Here is a 16,457-nt window from a genome sequence, read left to right on the forward strand (position 1 = left end):
GACGCAGCCCGACCTTGTCCTGCCGGAGCGGGTAAAATCGCTCCAAGGTAGCACGCCGGTAGCCGGCCCGACAACCGGCTGAATCCCGCGGTCAGGAGTTGTCCGATTCGTCGCCCGCGGCCGGTGCGGGATTCTCCGCCCCGGCCCCACGCCCCTGCTCGTTTTTCCGCTGCTCTTTCAGCATCTCGGCCTGCCGCTGGAGCTCCTTCCGTTGTTGGTCGAGTTGCTCCCGCACCCGCGCGACCTCCTGCATCGCCTGTTGGGCCTGCTGCATCGCTATGGCGCGCTGCTTCGCGGCCTCTTCCCGCGCTTGCTGGACCTGCTGCTTGGCGGCCTCGACCTGCTCGCGGAGCTGATCGCGTTGCTCGGTGAGCTGGGTGGCCTGCTCCCGGAGTTGCGAGAGCTGCTGGCGGTTGTCCCGCGGTTTATAGAGAACTTGCATCGCTTCCTCGACACTCGGCACGGCCGCGTCGAGCTCTTCGTCAGTGCGTCCTTGTACGCAGCGAAGCAGGATCAGTGTGGAACCTGGCGCCCGGCCCGGACCGAGCTCGCGGAGTTCGAACAACTGGCCGCGCACTTCGACCTGACTCGCGGGGCCCCCCGAGCCACGCAGGGTTGCGGCAAGGGCGTCAGATTCTCGTCCGGGATCCACCACCGCCATGAGGCCTGTCGCTTCGCCTGCCAAGCCATCTTTCTTCGCAGCACGGACGAGCCTTAGGTGCGGTCGCGGCCGCGGGTCGCCCGGAAACAACACCGGCATGTGCGCACCAACGCTGAGATCCGCGATAACGGCCCACCCCATCGGGTCGATCGCTGACGGCTCGTGCTCTGCATTCCAGCTCCCCTGCTTCATCGTCGACTCGGGGCCATACTGTGAACCGCCTGACGTCTGCAATCTCTGCTGCAGCTCCTCAATCACCCTGCCCTGCACCTCGAGCCGCCGCCGCATGGCGTCGAGCTGATCGTTGACGCCCGGCGAAGCCGATACGAGCGGGCTGGCGAGTCCGCTCGCTGAATCGCTATCGGAGAACTTCTTCACCGATTCGAAGCGTGGGTCGTGCTCCTGCAGCAACTGCGTCGCCTCAGCGACGGTGCGGCCCGTGAGTGGGATGGCCTTGTCGATGCCCGGCAGATTCAGATTGCCTTCCGCGTCGGTGACCGCCACTTGTTGCTCATGCACTTCACGGGGAACCCTCTGGCGTTCACCCTCGGGCGACATGCGTTCTTCGAACACCGTGTGTGAGCGGCTGATCACGATCCGATCGCCCGGCTCGACGGTGTCACGGCTCGACTCAGCCGAGGGCGACATAGCCGCCACCGGAGGCGTCGGGGGCCCTGGCGGCAACGCCGCGTCTGGGGGCACAGGAGCAGTCGGAGGGAACGGCGCAGTGATGTTGAGCGACGGCGATGGCGGTGGGGTTGGGGCGCCGCCATTGGCTGCGGAACGCTGCAACTGCTCGGCGTGCTTCTGCAGCATCGCCATCTCTCGCTGCAGCTCTAACGCCCTGGCCTGGGCCTGCATTGCCTCGGCCTGCATCACCGGAGCTCGAGAGCGCTCGTTGCGACGCGCTGCCGATTCCTCCCCTCCACCTTCCGCGCGGCGTAACTGGACGCCGGCCTCCTGCTGCGCCGCAACGAGCGCCTGCTTCGCCCGGGCGAGCTGCTCGGCGGCGTCGAACATCTCGTCGACGGACGCCGGCGTGCCTTCCTCCATCGCCATCTGCAAGTGCAAGAACCGCGTGCGTTTCAGTGCTCCGTCGACGGCGGCCTGCAACTGACGCACCGCCTCGTCCCGCTCGCCGCGGAGCAGGTGCAGCTCGGCCAGCGCCGACGCGTACCGGCTCTCGGCGGCGGCCAGCGGCGTGGCGTTGATCGTCCCCTGCTCGTGCCGCATCCGGATCATTTGAACCAAACGTCGATACGCGTCGACTAGCTCTTGCTGCGGTTCGGCTCTTGCCGGGTCCGGCTTCGCGTCGACCAGATCGAGCTGCACGTGTTCGACCTCTACTTCCACGGGCAACTCGATCGCATTGTCTGTAGCTTTCTGTTTGTCGGCATCCGTCGACCGTTCGCTGAGTTCGGCCGCGACCAGATCAAACCGCTTGTCGAGCGTCCCTTCAGCCCGGTGCTTCTTCGACGCAAACAGGCTGAGGAAGTCTTGGCCAGGCGAGGCGGCCTCCAGCTTGTCAATCAACCTCCGGCGAGGATCGGCCGGGTCGCCGAACCCGGTTGCGACCAGCCAATCCGCCTCCTCGCGGGTGAGCCTGGGTCCGTGCGGGTCCTTCATCAGCCCCTCGACAAGCATCGCCTGATTGAGGGGATTGGCGACCTCGGGTTGGCTGTTGGGCACGCCACGGTCGGCGGCGATCGAGATGGCGATAGCGCCTGCTTCCTCGGACTGCGCCGGAGTGGAGTCGAGCGTCAGCGGAGGACCAGACGCGAGCGTCGATGCGGCGCGGGGCGACGCACTTGTCGTGGCGAGCACGGCGGCCATGGTTAGGACAACGGCGACAATGGCCGGCTTGGCGTAGGCGGCGATGAGCATCGTGTGGACTCCGCTGGCGGTGAGTTGTTGAACGACCGGAGAGAACGCCGCGGCGGCGCCGCCCGAGTTGATCACGGGGGCTACCGGCGCGGCCTCAGTCGGCCGGCCGCCGGCCACCACGCCCATCGCGACCGACAGCGACACGCCCCGCCGCACCAACCGGGAGCGGAGCTGACGCTTGCCCCGCACCAGGCAGCCCTGCACGCCGGCCACGGTGGTGTCGAGCTGGTCGGCGATCTGGCTGCGGCTCAGGCCCTCCAGGTACCGCAGCACCAGCGGCACTTGGTACTTGTCCGGCAACGCCCGCAGCTCTTCCATCAGGGCCGCGGCGAGCTGCCGCCGCTCGATGTCGGGGAACGCGGGCTCGGGCTGCGGGGGCTCGGCGTCGAGCGGCTCCTCGCGGCGACGCAGCCTCGTGCGGCGGACGTCGCACGCCGCGCGGAGCGCCACGCGGTACAGCCAACCGGCGGCCGAGTCGTTGGCGCGGATGCTGTCGGCGCGACGCAGCAGGATCAGGAAGGTCGCCTGGAAGGCGTCCTGCGCGTCCTGCTCGCGGTGCAGCACGTTGCGGCAGACGCCCCACACCATCGACGCGTGTCGGTCGAGGATCTGGGCCAGGGCTTCCCGGTCGCCGGACCGGCGGAACCGCATCAGCAGCTCTCCGTCGGTCGGGGCGATGGCCTCGCCGCCGCGGTGGGCGCGGGCCGAGCTCAGCAGGCGTTTGGCGGTGGTCGGCATCGGGCACTCCAGGGGCGTCGAAGCAAGTCGGCTTGCTGCCGCTACCTGTATTGAGGCCGATTATGCCCTGGGCGAACCCCGAAAAGTGAAGAAAAACTCCCCGCCGCGCCCGCTAGCGCCGCCGGCGGTCCGCCATCCGCTCGAGGAAGTCGGTCGGCTTGCTGGCCTTGATGACGGTCTCAATCTCGTCGGCCGTCATGCCGCGGTCCAGCATCTCGCGCTTAAGGTCGTTCTCCATCCGGCTGCGGTGCAGCGACGACGCCATGCCGGCGCAGATGCTGAACACCGTGATCAGCAGCGCTGTCAGGCAGCCGATCGCGATAATGACCAGCACGAAGAACTGGTCCGAGTTGATGTTCATCGACGGGTACGAGGCGTCTTGAGCCAGTAGGAGTAGCATTGCGGTCGCCTTGCGGCTGGCTGGGAGGTTGGGGCCGGGAAAAGCGTCGACCGGCGTATTGTCCAGGAATTCGCACGCGGTGGGCAGATCTTTGCCGGCCAGTGGAAGAAATAGCGCAATCGCTTCGCGGCGAGTGCGGTGGGGCACGAACGCTTATGCGGAATGTGCCTGTTAATTAGGCTTCGGCTGCCCGCCGCTCGTTGACTTACTCACGTAAGCCGTTTACCGTAAACGAGTTGACGCGTCACGCGACGCTGCCCACCAGATTGCCGCCCGCCCGCCACCCTCGCTGCCCACTGCCTGCCGTGTCCGATAAGCCCTGGGGCGGAGTTTTCGAGTCCGCCACCGACGAACGCGTTGAGGAGTTCACCGAGAGCGTGAGCTTCGACCGCCGGCTCTACGAGCACGACATCCGCGGCTCCATCGCCCACGCACGGATGCTGGCGGAGGTAGGCGTCCTGACGGCGGACGAGCGGAAGCAGATCGTGTCGGGACTGACCGCCATCGGCGACGCGATCGCCGCCGGCAAGTTCCCCTTCAAGCGGGAGCTGGAAGATGTCCACATGAACATCGAGCGGGCGCTGGTCGAGCGGATCGGCGACATCGGCCGCAAGCTCCACACCGGCCGCAGCCGCAACGACCAGGTCAGCACCGACTTCCGGCTGTGGGTCCGCGACGAGATCGACGCCATCGACCGCCGCCTGAAGGGCCTGCAGCACGCGTTCCTCACCCGCACGGAAAAGGACAGCGGCGTCATCCTGCCGGGCTACACCCACCTGCAGCGGGCCCAGCCCGTGCTGGCCAATCACTACTGGCTGGCCTACTGCGAGAAGTTCGACCGCGACCGCCAGCGGCTGGCCGACTGCCGCAAGCGGGTCAACCAGCTGCCGCTGGGCACCGCCGCGATGGCCGGCACCACCGTGCCGATCAACCGCGAGCTGGTGGCCAAGGAGCTGGCGTTCGAGGGGCTGGTGGCCAACAGCCTCGACTCGTCCAGCGACCGCGACTTCGCCATTGAGTTCGCGTTCTGCCTGTCGATGATCGCCACCCACCTGAGCGGCTGGGCGGAGGAGTGGATCCTGTGGGCAACCACGGAGTTCAACTTCATCAAGCTGCCCCAGCAGTTCTGCACCGGCAGCTCGATCATGCCGCAGAAGATCAACCCCGACGTGCTGGAGCTGATCCGCGGCAAGACCGCCCGCGTCGACGGCAACCTGACGTCGCTGCTGGTGCTGGTGAAGTCGCTGCCGCTGGCCTACAACCGCGACCTGCAGGAAGACAAGGAGCGGGTGTTCGACTCGGCCGACACCGTGCGGGCGTGCCTGGAGCTGGCGGCGCCGCTGGTGGCGGACGCGGAGCTCAAGCGGGAGTCGATCGAGGCCCGCCTCGAGGACGGCTACCTCGACGCCACCACGCTGATGGAGCACCTGATCCACAAGGGCGTTCCGCAGCGGACCGCCCACGAGCTGATCGGCAAGCTGGTCGGCGCCGCGATGAAGCGCGGCGAGCGGCTGTCGGACCTGCCGGTCGACTTCTTCACGTCTGCGCACGAGTCGCTCGACGAATCGGTCTACGACGTCCTGGGCGTCGAGAACGCCGTGAAAGCGTTTTGCAGCACTGGAAGCACCAACCCAGCGAAGGTTGAGGAGCAGATTGCCGTTTGGAAGGATCGCCTGAGAGATTAGCACGCATCCCGAGTCACAACGCATGAACGTCCGGCTTCCTATCCTCGCGTCCGCGCTGCTCGCAGCGTCCCTGTGCGTCCCCGCCCGGGCGCAGGTCGACCAAGACGCGCCCGCTCCTCCCGCTACCGACAACGATCCCGCCGGCGCCGAACTGGAGCCCGCCGCGCCGGGACGCGTCGCGTCGATTGTGTTGGCGAACGACCGCCAGGCGCCTGCGGACTACGTGCGCGACATCCTGGTGCTGCTCAACCTGGGCGAGGGGCAGTTCGCCAGGCCGCTGATGGACGAGCTGGCCGGGCTGCAGCTTACCGACGAGCAGCGTGCCGGGCTGGTGGCCCGCGTCGGCACGGCCAAGATCCACAAGCTGGCCCGCTCGCCCGAGCTGGGCCCCGAGGCCCGCGAGTTCGTCGTGGCGTGCGTCACGGCCGCCGGCGCCGCGTCTACCTCTCCCGAGAAGCTTGCCGCCGTGATCGAGCAGCTCGGCTCGAACGACGCGGCGACACGCCGCGCCGGGCTGGTCGGCCTGCGCGCCGCCGGCGAGCAGGGCGTGGTTGCGGCTCTAGGGGCGCTGGCCGCCAGCGACGACGCCACGCGGCAGAACCGCCTCCGCGAGGCGCTGGTGCGGATGACGCCGCTGGCCAACCCGATTGTGGCCGCCGCGCTCGACGCACCGAGCGACGACACCCGCCGGCAGGCCGCCTGGGCGCTCGGCCAGATGGACGACCGGCCCTCGCTGCCGCGGCTGGCGGCCATCGCCGGCGGCCCCGACTACGACCAGCCGCTCGGCAAGGCGGCCCGCTGGTCGCTCGAGAAGCTCGCCGGCGCCGATTTCTCCCCCGCGGCCGCCGCGCCGCTGCTTGAGGCGGCCATCGACCAGTCCACCGGCGGCGTGCCCGCCCGCCGGGCCGACAACCAGGACGCCATCGCGGTCTGGGGCTGGGACGCCGAGGCCAACGCCCCGGCCAAAACCCTCCTGCCCCGCGAGCTGGCCGGCCAGGTCCGCACCGCGCGGCTGACCAGCGACCTGTGGCGGCTCAACCAGGGCGACGCCGCCAGCAACGCCCGGGCGCTCGCCTACCGGCTGCAGGCCGAGTGGCTGCAGTCCGACGGCGGCCGCGTCACACTGCCCGGCCCGGCGGTCGATGACGCCGACGCCACTACCCTCATCGCAGCGCTCGACCTGGCGCTCAGCGAAGGCCTGACCGGCGCCGCGATCTTGGCGTCCGACGCGATGGGCGAGCGCCGCGACCCCGCGGTGCTGATGTCGGTTTACGCCCAACCGACCCCGCTCGCCGCCGCCCTGACGGCCGACCACCCGGCGGTCCGCTTCGCCGCGCTGCGGGCCGTGATGGCGATCAACCCATCCAGCCCGTTCCCCGGGAGCAGCCGCGTGGCCGCCGCGCTGATGTACTTCGCCAGCAGCGACGGCGAGTCCGCCGCCGTGATTGCGATGCCCAAGACGGTCGACGCCGCCACCTTCAGCGGCCGGCTCGCCGGCGCCGGCATCCAGGGCCTCGCCACCAACGTCGGAGCCCAGGTGGTCTGCCAGGCGGTCGACCACCCGGACATCGAATTCGTGGTGCTCGACATGGGCATCCTGCGGCCGGTCCTCCGCGAAACGCTTTTCCGCGTACGGCGGCAGACCTCCACCGCGATGCTGCCGGTCGTGCTGCTGGCGGCCGACGGCCAGTTGGACCACGCCAAGCAGGTCGCGCGGGAGCACGACCGCGTGCTCACGTTCCCCCGCCCCCACAGCAGTGAGGACACCGTGTCGATCGCCGCCGCCGCCCGCGCGGCGGCCCCACGGGGGATGCCGTCCGCCGACGAGCGCGCCGAGCAGGCCGCCGTGGCCGCGGGCTGGATCGAGGACCTCCTGTCGGAGGGCCCGTCGTTCTACAACCTGCGGGGCCGCTCGGACGAGCTGCTCGCGGCCGTGAACCGCTCGTCGGACATCGCGTCGACGCTTCCTTCGCTGGCGCTGGTCGGCACGCCGGACAGCCAGCGCACGCTGGCCAACCTGGCCAGCCAGGACGTGCTGCCGATCGCCACCCGCGACGCCGCGGCCGCCGCCTTCGACAAGAGCGTCCAGCAGCACGGGCTGCTGCTGACCAGTCAGGAAATCGTCGACCAGTACGACCGCTACAACGCCAGCGAGCAGTCGGACGCGCAGACCCAGCGGGTGCTGGGCGCCGTGCTGGACACGATCGAATCCCTCCGCGACGACCCCGTGCAACAAGGGTCATGACCCCCCCGAACCCACAGCGTATCGCCGAACCGCCGCTGCCGAGCATCATCGGCGCCAGCGCCGCCATGCAGGAGGTGTACCGCATCACCCGGCAGGTGGCCTCGCGCAAGGCGTCGGTGCTGCTACTCGGCGAGACCGGCACCGGCAAGGAGCTGATCGCCCGCGCCATCCACGAGCTGAGCGACCGCAAGAAGAAGCCCTTCGTGCGGGTGAACTGCGGCGCCCTGAGCGAGAGCCTGCTGGAGAGCGAGCTGTTCGGCCACGTGCGAGGCGCGTTCACCGGCGCCATCGAGAACCGCACCGGCCGCTTTGAGGCCGCCCACACCGGCACCATCTTCCTCGACGAGATCAACAGCACCACGCTGCACCTGCAGGTGAAGCTGCTGCGGGTGTTGCAGGAGCGGGAGTTCGAGCGCGTCGGCGACACCCAGACCATCCGCGTCGACACGCGGGTGATCGCCGCCAGCAACCGCGACCTGCTGGAGGAGAGCACCGAGGGCCGGTTCCGCGAGGACCTGTACTACCGCCTGAACGTGGTGCCGGTGTACCTGCCGTCGCTGCGCGAACGGCGGGAGGACATCCCCGCGCTCGTCGGACACTTCCTCAACTACTACAATGAGGAAAACGACACCTACGTCGCGCACATCTCGCCGCAGGCGCTCGAGGCGCTGCAGGACTACCACTGGCCCGGCAACGTGCGGGAGCTGCAGAACTACGTCGAGCGGGCCGTGGTAATGGCCGCGGGCGACGAGCTGACGCTCGAGCTGCTGCCGGCGGTCGTGCGCGGCGAGAGCGAGCCGCACAGCATGGCCATCCGCCGCTTCGACTTCGACTCGCTGGCCGAGCAGCTCGTGGTCGAGGGCCTGAGCCAGGCCGACGAGAAGAGCGAGGACCTGCACAGCCGCATTGTCGACCGCGTCGAGCGGGAGGTGATCTCCCAGGTGCTGGGGCAGTGCGAGGGCGTGCAGATCAAGGCGGCGCAGCGGTTGGGGATCAACCGCAACACGCTGCACAAGAAGATCAAGGACTACGGCCTGGAGCAGCCGGCCGCGGGCAACAAGACCGCCTAGCCCGTTCCTCCGACGGCCGCCTGCTGCGGGCGTTTCCGCCATGAACCTCTCCGAGACCACCACCTTCTGCTTTGTCGCGAGCTACGCGGTCGCGCTGTCGCTGGAGGTCGTTAGCCTGGCCCGACGGTTCGGCTGGCACCGGCTGGTGCTGCTGGGGTTCGCCGTGGCGGGCGTGTTCGCACACGTCACGTACCTGACGGTTCAGTCCCGCGGCGCCGAGACGCCGCTCTCCAGCCCCTCGGACTGGGCCTCGGTGTCGGCGTTGGCGTTGGCGTGCGTGTACCTGTTCGCAACGTTCACCGCGCCGCGGCAGAGCATCGGGCTGTTCCTGCTGCCGCTGGTGCTGGCGCTGATCGGGGTGGCCGGCGTGGCGAGCGACCGGCCCATCTCGGCCGACCGCGCGACCGACTTCTGGGGGAGCGCGCACGGGCTGCTGCTCGTGCTCGCGACCGTCGCGGTGATTGTCGGGTTCCTGGCCGGGGTGATGTACCTAATCCAGAGCTGGCGGCTGAAGCACAACCTGCCGTCCCGGGGCGCGTTCCGGCTGCCGTCGCTCGAGGTGCTCGAGCACCTCAACGCGCGGGCGCTGGGGGTCAGCGCGGTGCTGGTCGCCGGCGGCTTCGGGTCGGGGCTGGTGCTGGCGCGGCTGCGGCTCGCTGGCAACGGCGGATCTATCTGGACCGACCCCCTCGTAATCAGCCTAACCGTCATGCTGCTGTGGCTAATAGCCGCAGAACTATTCCGCTGGCTGTACCCCTCGGCGCGGCAGGGTCGAAAAGTCGCCTACCTGACCGTGGCGTCGTTCGGGTTCCTGTTGATCGTGCTGGCCTCGCTGCTGTGGACCGGCAGCTCGCACGCCGCGCAGGGCGAGGCGCCCCAACCGCCGCGGCAGACGCTATGAAACTCCGCATGATAGGCTGTTCGCACCACCGCTCCGGGGTGGCGGTGCGCGAGCGTCTGGCGTTCACGCCGGACCAGGCGGCCCTGGCGCTGGAGGGCTGGCGCGTCGACCGGCCGACCAACGAGGCGGTGCTGCTTTCGACCTGCAACCGGGTGGAGTTCTACGTGGCGTCCGGCGAGGACGACCTGCCCCCCTGCCCCAGCCTGATGGCGCGGCACCTGGCCGATGCGCACAACGTGCCCGTGGACGAGGTGCGGTCCGACCTGGTCACGCTGCGTGACGAGGAGGTGGTGGACCACCTGTTCCACGTCGCCGCCAGCCTGGACAGCATGGTGCTGGGCGAGCCGCAGATCCTGGCGCAAGTGAAAGAGGCCTACGACCTCGCGCAGCGGCTCGGCGTGGCGGGCCCGATGACCCACGGCTGCTTCCAGTCCGCCCTGCGTGTGGGCCGCCGCATCGCCAGCGAGACCGCCCTGCACCGCTGCCGCGTGAGCATCCCCAGCGTGGCGATCGCGGACTTCGCCGGCAGCATCTTCGAGCGTTTCGACGACAAGCGGGTGCTGGTGGTCGGCGCCGGCGAGATGGCCGACGAGACCCTCCGCTACCTCACCGACCAGGGCGCCAAGCACATCACCATCGTCAACCGCGACCCGCTGCGCGCGGCGCAGCTTGCCAGCCAGTGGGACGGCGAGTCGGCGTCCTTCGCCGACCTGTTCCCCCAGGCCGCGCGGGCCGACATGATCATCAGCACCACCGGCGCGCCCGAGGCGATCGTCACCCTCGAGCAGTTCCGCGACCGCATCGCGCCGCAGCGGCACCAGCGGCCGCTGTTCATCCTCGACCTGGCGATGCCGCGCGACTTCGACCCCCGCATCGCCGACGAGATCGGCGCCTACCTCTACTCCATCGACGACCTGCAGCAGGCGTGCGAGGCCAACCGCCAGGCCCGCGAGCGCGAGCTGCCGCTGGCCGAGCGGATCATCCACGAGGAGCGCGAGAAGTTCTTCGTCGACACCCGCCACCGGATCTCGGCGCCGGTGATCGCGCAGCTCCGCAGCGGGCTGGAGGAGCCGAAGCAGGCCGAATTGGAGCGGCTGTTCAACAAGCTCCCGCAGTTGGACGGCGCCGCGCAGGACGAGATCCGGCGGTTCGCCGACCGGCTGGTCAACAAGATGCTGCACGCTCCGATGGAGTCGCTGCGCGACGAGTCCCGCTACGGCTCGCCCCGCAAGCTGCTGGACGCGCTCAGCCGGCTGTTCCAGCTCAAGGAATAGCCGGGGGCTGCAACCGTCAGCCTATCCCGTGCGGACCGTGGCGGCTAAAGTGGGGCGATCCCCCGGGGCGACCCAGCCGACCGGCTCCCTACAGAGTCGCCCCCGCACCCACCGCTTCGAGAGTCCTGCCGATGCCGTTCCGCGCCGCCGCTCTGTTCCTGCTCGTCTTTTGCGCACCGCTCGCCGCCCACGAAGGGCACGACCACGCCGAACACTCGACCGACGCCAAGGCGCCGGCCGGAGCCGCGCCGCCGGCCGACGCGATCACCGGGTCGGGCGCCTTCCGGTTCCGTTACAACGCCGAGCTGAGCAAGCTGCCGAAGGAGATCACCGAGCACATCGAGAAGGCGCACGGCGGATTCGCCAAGGGCCCCGCCGGCGAGGTCTACTTTGGTCTCAAGAACGTCGGGCCGGTGCGGATCTCGCCCGACCTGCGGACCAAGACCGTCATCCCGTCGTCCGAAGGGGTGCGGACGGGCGGCCTGCACAACACCACCTACGTCGACCGTGACGGCGGCCTGCTGGTCCTGCCGGACAACGAGCACGCCGAGATCCACATCCTTACCGTCAAGGGCGAGGAGGCCGGCCGGCTCGGCCGCCCGGACGTCAACGAGTACTACGAGGACGAGTCCCACCCCTACCGCCCGACCGACGTTGAGGTGGCCGGCAACGGCACGCTGTACGTCTGCGACGGGTACTCGCCCGGCAAGTACGTGCTGACCGCTTCGCTGGAGGGGCCGTCGTACGGCTCGTTCTGGTTCGGCGGCCCGGTCCCCGGCAAGGGTCGCACGCCCGGCAAGTTTTCCACCAACCACGGCGTCACGCTCGACCCGCAGGACGGGACCCTGGTGATCGCCGACCGCGAGCGGCAGTGGACGCAGCGGTTCGACCTCGCGGGTAAGTTCATCGACTCGGTCGACGTCGGCGACGCGGACCCGTGCGACGTCGACTTTGTCGAGTGGAAGGGCGAGCAGCTGATGGTGGTGGGCTGCCTGCGGAGCGCCGGCAAGCAGCCGGGCGTGGTGAAGATCGTCAAGGAGGGCGAGGTTGTCGCGACACTGCGTCCGAAGCAGGACCTGGGGATCGCCGAGTTCGACCACATCCACAACGCCGCCGGCGTGGTGGTCGACGGCAAGCTGTACGTGCTATGCTACGGCTGGAACCCCGGCTGCTACGCGGTGCTGGAGCACGTGGCGGGCGACTAGCCAGCCCGCCCCACAGGGCGCCGCGGTGGGGTTCGGATCACCTACCCTCCTCCCCGCCGTGAGCCTCTTCATGAAACGCCCCGCCGCGCTCTGCTGCCTGTTGCTGCTGACCGCCTGCGCCCCGCTGTGCGCGCAGCCGATCCCGCCCGAGACGCCCGCCCAACGCGATGCGCGCATGGAGTGGTGGCGTGACGCCCGGTTCGGGATGTTCATCCACTGGGGAGTGTACGCGATCCCCGGCGGCGAGTGGGAGGGGAAGCAGTACGGCGGCATCGCCGAGTGGATCATGAACTCCGCCGACATCCCGGTGGACGACTACGAGCGGCTGGCGTCGCGCTTCAACCCCGCCAAGTACGCCCCGGCCGCCTGGGCGAAGGCCGCCAAGCAGGCGGGCATGAAGTACGTGGTGATCACCTCTAAGCACCACGACGGCTTCTGCCTGTTCGACACGGAGACCACCGAGTGGGACGTGGTCGACGCCACGCCCTACGGCAGGGACCTGCTGAAACCGCTGGCGGCGGCGTGCCGCGCCGAGGGGCTGAAGTTCTGCACGTACTACTCCATCATGGACTGGCATCACCCCGCGCAGGGCAAGAGCGACGGCGGCCGCTACAACCCGTCAACCATCAAGCCCGACCGGAAGCAGGAGTACATCAAGTACATGGAGCAGCAACTCGCGGAGCTGCTCGACTCATGCGACCCGGAGGTCTTGTGGTTTGATGGAGAGTGGCCCGACTGGTGGACCGAGCCCGACGGCCGCCGCCTGTACGCGTACCTCCGCGAACTGAAGCCGACGCTGATCATCAACAACCGGGTCGGCAAAGGCCGCAAAGGAATGGAGGGGCTCAACAAGGGCGATCAGGAGTACGTCGGCGACTTCGGCACCCCCGAGCAGCAGATCCCCGCGACCGGCCTGCCCGGCGTCGACTGGGAGTCCTGCATGACGATGAACGACAGCTGGGGCTTCCGCCGCGACGACGACAACTGGAAGCCGACCGAGACCCTGATCCGGAACCTCGTCGACATCGCGTCCAAGGGCGGCAACTACCTGCTGAACGTTGGGCCGACCGCCGACGGCGAGATCCCCAAGGCAAGCCTCGAGCGGCTCCAGGAGATCGGCCACTGGATGGCGAAGAACGGCGAGTCGATCTACGGGACGACCTCCAGCCCATTCCCCGTCGAGTGGGGACGCTGCACCCAGCGACAGGAAGACGGGAAGACCGTGCTGTACCTGCACGTGTTCGACTGGCCCGCGGATGGCCAGTTAACCTCGCCCGTGGTCGCACTCGGGAAGGGACCCGTCACTGCGAGTCTGCTCGCCACCGGCGACCCCGTGCAGGTGCAGGCGTCCGACGAGGGCTTGCTGCTCCGTTTGCCCGCCAAGGCGCCCGACAAGGTGGATTCGGTCATCAAGGTGACGCTGCCCTAGCAGTACCGCGGGAGGAGCTGGCCAGGGCGCTGGATTCTGGAGTTGCGGAGCCGAATGTCTCGATCGGCCCCGCACGACGGCCAGCCGGGCCGCTGCACGGTTTCGTCTACGCGGGGCACTCGCGTCGCGCGCCCGATCAGCTACATTGCAGGAGAGTCCTGCCCCGCCTCCCCTCCCCCGCCCGAGCCATGCCCCGCCTCCCCTCCCCCGCCGCGGCCGCGCTGCTGTTTGCGTCGGCCTGCCTGCTGCCGCCCGCCTGCGCGGCCGACCCTCCCCCCTCGGCGGACGACGCCATCCGGCTGCTCCAGCAGGGCAACGCCCGGTTTGTCGCCGGCAAGTCGCAGCACCCGCACGAGAAGGCGGACCACCGCCTGGCGCTCGAAGCGGGCCAGCACCCGTTCGCGGTGGTGATTGGCTGCAGCGACTCCCGCGTGCCGCCCGAGTTGATCTTCGACCAGGGACTGGGCGACCTGTTCGTGGTCCGCGTCGCCGGCAACGTGGTCGACACCGACGTCGCGGCCAGCGTTGAGTACGCGGTCGCGCACCTCAAGACCAAGCTGGTTGTCGTGGTTGGCCACACCCACTGCGGCGCCGTCACCGCGACGCTCGACCACCTGACCGACGCCGAGGGCGAGCCGGCGGAGGTAGTGTCGCTGCTGTTCCAGATCGAGCCCGCCACCATGGGCCTGCCCGCCGGCCTGTCCAACGAACAGCGGATCGAGCACGCGGTCCGCAGGAACATTGAGCTGGCCGTCCGCCGGCTGACGCGGATCCCGTCACTGCACCGGTGTGTCCGGTCTGAGAACGTACGGATTGTCGGCGCCGTGTACGACATGCACACCGGCAAGGTCGGCTTCCTGCCAACCGAGCCGAGCGGCGCCATGGAGCCAGCCCAAAGAGCGGGTGCGATAGCCGGCGAGTAGCCGGCTAACGCTCACCGAGTCGATCGGGCTACTTCTTCTTCGCCACGCTCCGCCAGCCGGTCGGCAGCGGCGGCGCCCCGTTGACGTCCCAGTTGGACTCGCGTACCGAGTCGACGGCGTAGTACAGGTCGGGGTCGACCTCCTGCGCCTGCCGGATCAGGCGGCGGGCGTCGCGGCGCCGGGCCGGCACGTAGATCAGCGTCACGGGCGAGTCGTGCTCGCGCCCCTCGAATTGAAACACCTTCGGCGAGCGGGCCTTCAGCGCGTCGGCCACCCGGCGGCCCGCCGACTGCGACACCAGCCGCAGGATCACCGCGCCCAACGCCAGGCGTTTTTCCACCAGGATGCCTGCCGCATTGCCCGCCGCGAAGCCGCCCGCGTACGCCAGCAGCAGCAGCGGATTGCCGGTCGCCTTCTGCACGACGTGCGTCACCGTGGTGACCCACACCAGCACCTCAATAAACCCCAGCGCGACCGACACGCCGGTCCTGCCCTGCACCACCGCGATCGTCCTCACCGTGCCGAGCGACACGTCGAAGATCCTCAGCAGGAAGATCACCAGCGCGAGCGCCCACACCGGCAGCGAATCAAGCACCTCCACTAACAGCCTCCTCGTCCTCCGCCCGCGGGGCGGCGTGCGTCAAAAAACCAGACTCGCCATCGCTAGCGTGAGGGCCAGATTGAGCGACTGCCCGCACACGTACAGCAGCAGGGGTTTGCCGCCCTCGATTGCGCCGGCCAGCTCGCGGAAGTTGCTCTCCAGCCCGATGCTGACAAACGCCAGGCAGAAGAACCACGACCGGAGCGGCTCGGTCCCTTGCTTCAGCGCCGCGTCGACCATCAACTCGCCGCCGGGCGCCCAGGCCTGGACCGCCGAGAACACGACCGACGCGCCTAAGAACCCAATGACGAACTTCGGGAACCGGGTCCAGACCTCCCACAGGCTGGGCTTCGCGCCGGAGTCGCGGTCGACGTACCGAACCCAGTACAGCGCCACCCCGAACGCGGTGACCCCGATCAGCAGATTCTGGATCAGCTTGATCGTGATCGCGACCGTCGCGGCCCGCTCGCCCAATGCCTGCCCAGACGCGACCACCGCGCCGGTCGAGTCGATGGTGCCGCCGATCCAGGCGCCGCCGACCTCCTCGCTGAGGCCGAGCGCCACGGCGGCCATCGGCAGCAGGATCATCATGACCACGGTGAACATCAGCGAGATGCTGATCGCCAGCGTCAGCTCGCGCTGCTTGGCGCGGCACGCGCTGGCGGTGGCGATCGCCGCCGACACGCCGCACACCGACATGTCGGCCGAGATCACCATGTTGAGCGTCCGCGACTCGATGCCCAGCACCTTCTGCCCAAACCAGTAGGTCGAGACCAGCACGACCGGTGTCACGACCCACGCCACCGCCAAGCCGGGGCCGCCGAGCTGGTAGAGCGTGCCGATCAGCACCTTCGCGCCGTACAGCACCAGGCCGGTCTTGATGTACAGCTCGGTGCGGGTCGCCGGCTTGAGCCACCCCGGCAGGCCCACGGTGTTGCTGATGGCAAGGCCGATCACCAGCGCCCACAGCGCGTACTCCAGGTTGTACGCCTTGATGGTCGACTGGGCCGTAACTACCAACGCCAACAGCGCGAGGGCGAACAACCCGACGAAGGCCTTGGCGAACGCGGCGACCGATTCTCCCCGGGCGGCCACAACCGCTCCAAACAATACCAGCCCCGCCGTCAGCGTGCCCAGCACGCCGACGGCCTGGTTCTCCGTTGCCGATCGCCAGACCGAGTGGAGCGGGTTGCTATCCCACTTGCCCGGCTTGCCGAACCAGCCGTCGAGTGGGTTTGAGGCGGCCGGTGCGTCGGCTACCCCGTCAGCGTGCGCAGCGGCAAACCCCGTGGGCAGCGTCACCGCGACCAGCGTCAGCGACGCCGCCAGCAGCCCCCCGCCGATCACCACAGCCGCCCAGTCGTCACTCGCCAGCGCTGCGCGCACCGTTCCCACCAACCGACTCTCCCCGTGTCATAGAACTTGTGTCAACGAGCGAGAT

At 69.1% G+C, this 16,457-nt stretch carries 12 protein-coding genes; 8 read left to right on the plus strand and 4 right to left on the minus strand.

Going from position 1 to position 16,457, the window contains the following annotated elements; translation table 11 throughout:
- Positions 1–91: 91 nt before the first annotated feature.
- Both KOR34_RS14420 and KOR34_RS14425 read right to left on the minus strand, forming a co-directional pair.
- Positions 92–3,283, minus strand: coding sequence for a sigma-70 family RNA polymerase sigma factor (locus tag KOR34_RS14420; protein WP_146565258.1), 3,192 nt, complete (start codon positions 3,281–3,283; stop codon positions 92–94).
- Between the two features lie 112 nt (positions 3,284–3,395).
- Positions 3,396–3,683, minus strand: coding sequence for a hypothetical protein (locus KOR34_RS14425; protein ID WP_146565259.1), 288 nt, complete (start codon positions 3,681–3,683; stop codon positions 3,396–3,398).
- A gap of 305 nt (positions 3,684–3,988) precedes the next feature.
- On the opposite strand from KOR34_RS14425, the gene argH reads away from it, so the two are divergent.
- The 8 genes from argH (at position 3,989) to KOR34_RS14465 (ending at position 14,415) form a co-directional block, all read left to right on the plus strand.
- Positions 3,989–5,368, plus strand: coding sequence for an argininosuccinate lyase (gene argH, locus KOR34_RS14430; protein ID WP_146565260.1), 1,380 nt, complete (start codon positions 3,989–3,991; stop codon positions 5,366–5,368).
- Positions 5,369–5,390: 22 nt separating this feature from the next.
- A complete protein-coding gene (locus KOR34_RS14435) occupies positions 5,391–7,613 on the plus strand; it encodes a HEAT repeat domain-containing protein (RefSeq protein ID WP_146565261.1) in 2,223 nt (740 codons plus the stop codon).
- Between the two features lie 65 nt (positions 7,614–7,678).
- Positions 7,679–8,683, plus strand: coding sequence for a sigma-54 interaction domain-containing protein (locus tag KOR34_RS14440; RefSeq protein WP_390620788.1), 1,005 nt, complete (start codon positions 7,679–7,681; stop codon positions 8,681–8,683).
- Positions 8,684–8,723: 40 nt separating this feature from the next.
- A complete protein-coding gene (locus KOR34_RS14445; RefSeq protein ID WP_146565263.1) occupies positions 8,724–9,584 on the plus strand; it encodes a hypothetical protein in 861 nt (286 codons plus the stop codon).
- Complete coding sequence (gene hemA / locus KOR34_RS14450) at positions 9,581–10,858, plus strand: glutamyl-tRNA reductase (protein ID WP_146565264.1); 1,278 nt, start codon at positions 9,581–9,583, stop codon at positions 10,856–10,858. Before KOR34_RS14445 ends, hemA begins: the two co-directional genes overlap by 4 nt.
- A gap of 131 nt (positions 10,859–10,989) precedes the next feature.
- Positions 10,990–12,063 (plus strand): hypothetical protein, encoded by a 1,074-nt coding sequence (locus KOR34_RS14455; RefSeq protein ID WP_146565265.1) that lies wholly within the window; start codon positions 10,990–10,992, stop codon positions 12,061–12,063.
- Positions 12,064–12,133: 70 nt separating this feature from the next.
- On the plus strand, positions 12,134–13,492 hold the full coding sequence (locus KOR34_RS14460) for an alpha-L-fucosidase (protein ID WP_146565266.1): 1,359 nt from the start codon (positions 12,134–12,136) through the stop codon (positions 13,490–13,492).
- 188 nt (positions 13,493–13,680) lie between these two features.
- Complete coding sequence (locus KOR34_RS14465) at positions 13,681–14,415, plus strand: carbonic anhydrase (protein ID WP_146565267.1); 735 nt, start codon at positions 13,681–13,683, stop codon at positions 14,413–14,415.
- A 28-nt stretch (positions 14,416–14,443) separates the two neighbouring features.
- Here KOR34_RS14465 and KOR34_RS14470 read toward each other — a convergent pair whose 3' ends face one another.
- The gene (locus KOR34_RS14470; RefSeq protein WP_146565268.1) at positions 14,444–15,016 is read right to left on the minus strand and encodes a DUF5698 domain-containing protein; all 573 of its coding nucleotides are present in this window, start codon (positions 15,014–15,016) and stop codon (positions 14,444–14,446) included.
- 39 nt (positions 15,017–15,055) lie between these two features.
- A complete protein-coding gene (locus KOR34_RS14475) occupies positions 15,056–16,402 on the minus strand; it encodes a YeiH family protein (protein ID WP_228714611.1) in 1,347 nt (448 codons plus the stop codon).
- Between the last annotated feature and the right edge of the window lie 55 nt (positions 16,403–16,457).

Origin of the sequence: Posidoniimonas corsicana (genome assembly GCF_007859765.1) — a bacterium.
In the GTDB taxonomy this organism is placed as follows: Bacteria; Planctomycetota; Planctomycetia; order Pirellulales; family Lacipirellulaceae; genus Posidoniimonas; species Posidoniimonas corsicana.

Coding starts and splice junctions, on each gene's coding strand:
- KOR34_RS14420 (WP_146565258.1), bottom strand. CDS start 3,283: ATGCCGACCACCGCCAAACGCCTGCTGAGCTCGGCCCGCGCCCACCGC.
- KOR34_RS14425 (WP_146565259.1), bottom strand. CDS start 3,683: ATGCTACTCCTACTGGCTCAAGACGCCTCGTACCCGTCGATGAACATC.
- KOR34_RS14435 (WP_146565261.1), top strand. CDS start 5,391: ATGAACGTCCGGCTTCCTATCCTCGCGTCCGCGCTGCTCGCAGCGTCC.
- KOR34_RS14440 (WP_390620788.1), top strand. CDS start 7,679: ATGCAGGAGGTGTACCGCATCACCCGGCAGGTGGCCTCGCGCAAGGCG.
- KOR34_RS14445 (WP_146565263.1), top strand. CDS start 8,724: ATGAACCTCTCCGAGACCACCACCTTCTGCTTTGTCGCGAGCTACGCG.
- hemA (WP_146565264.1), top strand. CDS start 9,581: ATGAAACTCCGCATGATAGGCTGTTCGCACCACCGCTCCGGGGTGGCG.
- KOR34_RS14455 (WP_146565265.1), top strand. CDS start 10,990: ATGCCGTTCCGCGCCGCCGCTCTGTTCCTGCTCGTCTTTTGCGCACCG.
- KOR34_RS14460 (WP_146565266.1), top strand. CDS start 12,134: ATGAAACGCCCCGCCGCGCTCTGCTGCCTGTTGCTGCTGACCGCCTGC.
- KOR34_RS14465 (WP_146565267.1), top strand. CDS start 13,681: ATGCCCCGCCTCCCCTCCCCCGCCGCGGCCGCGCTGCTGTTTGCGTCG.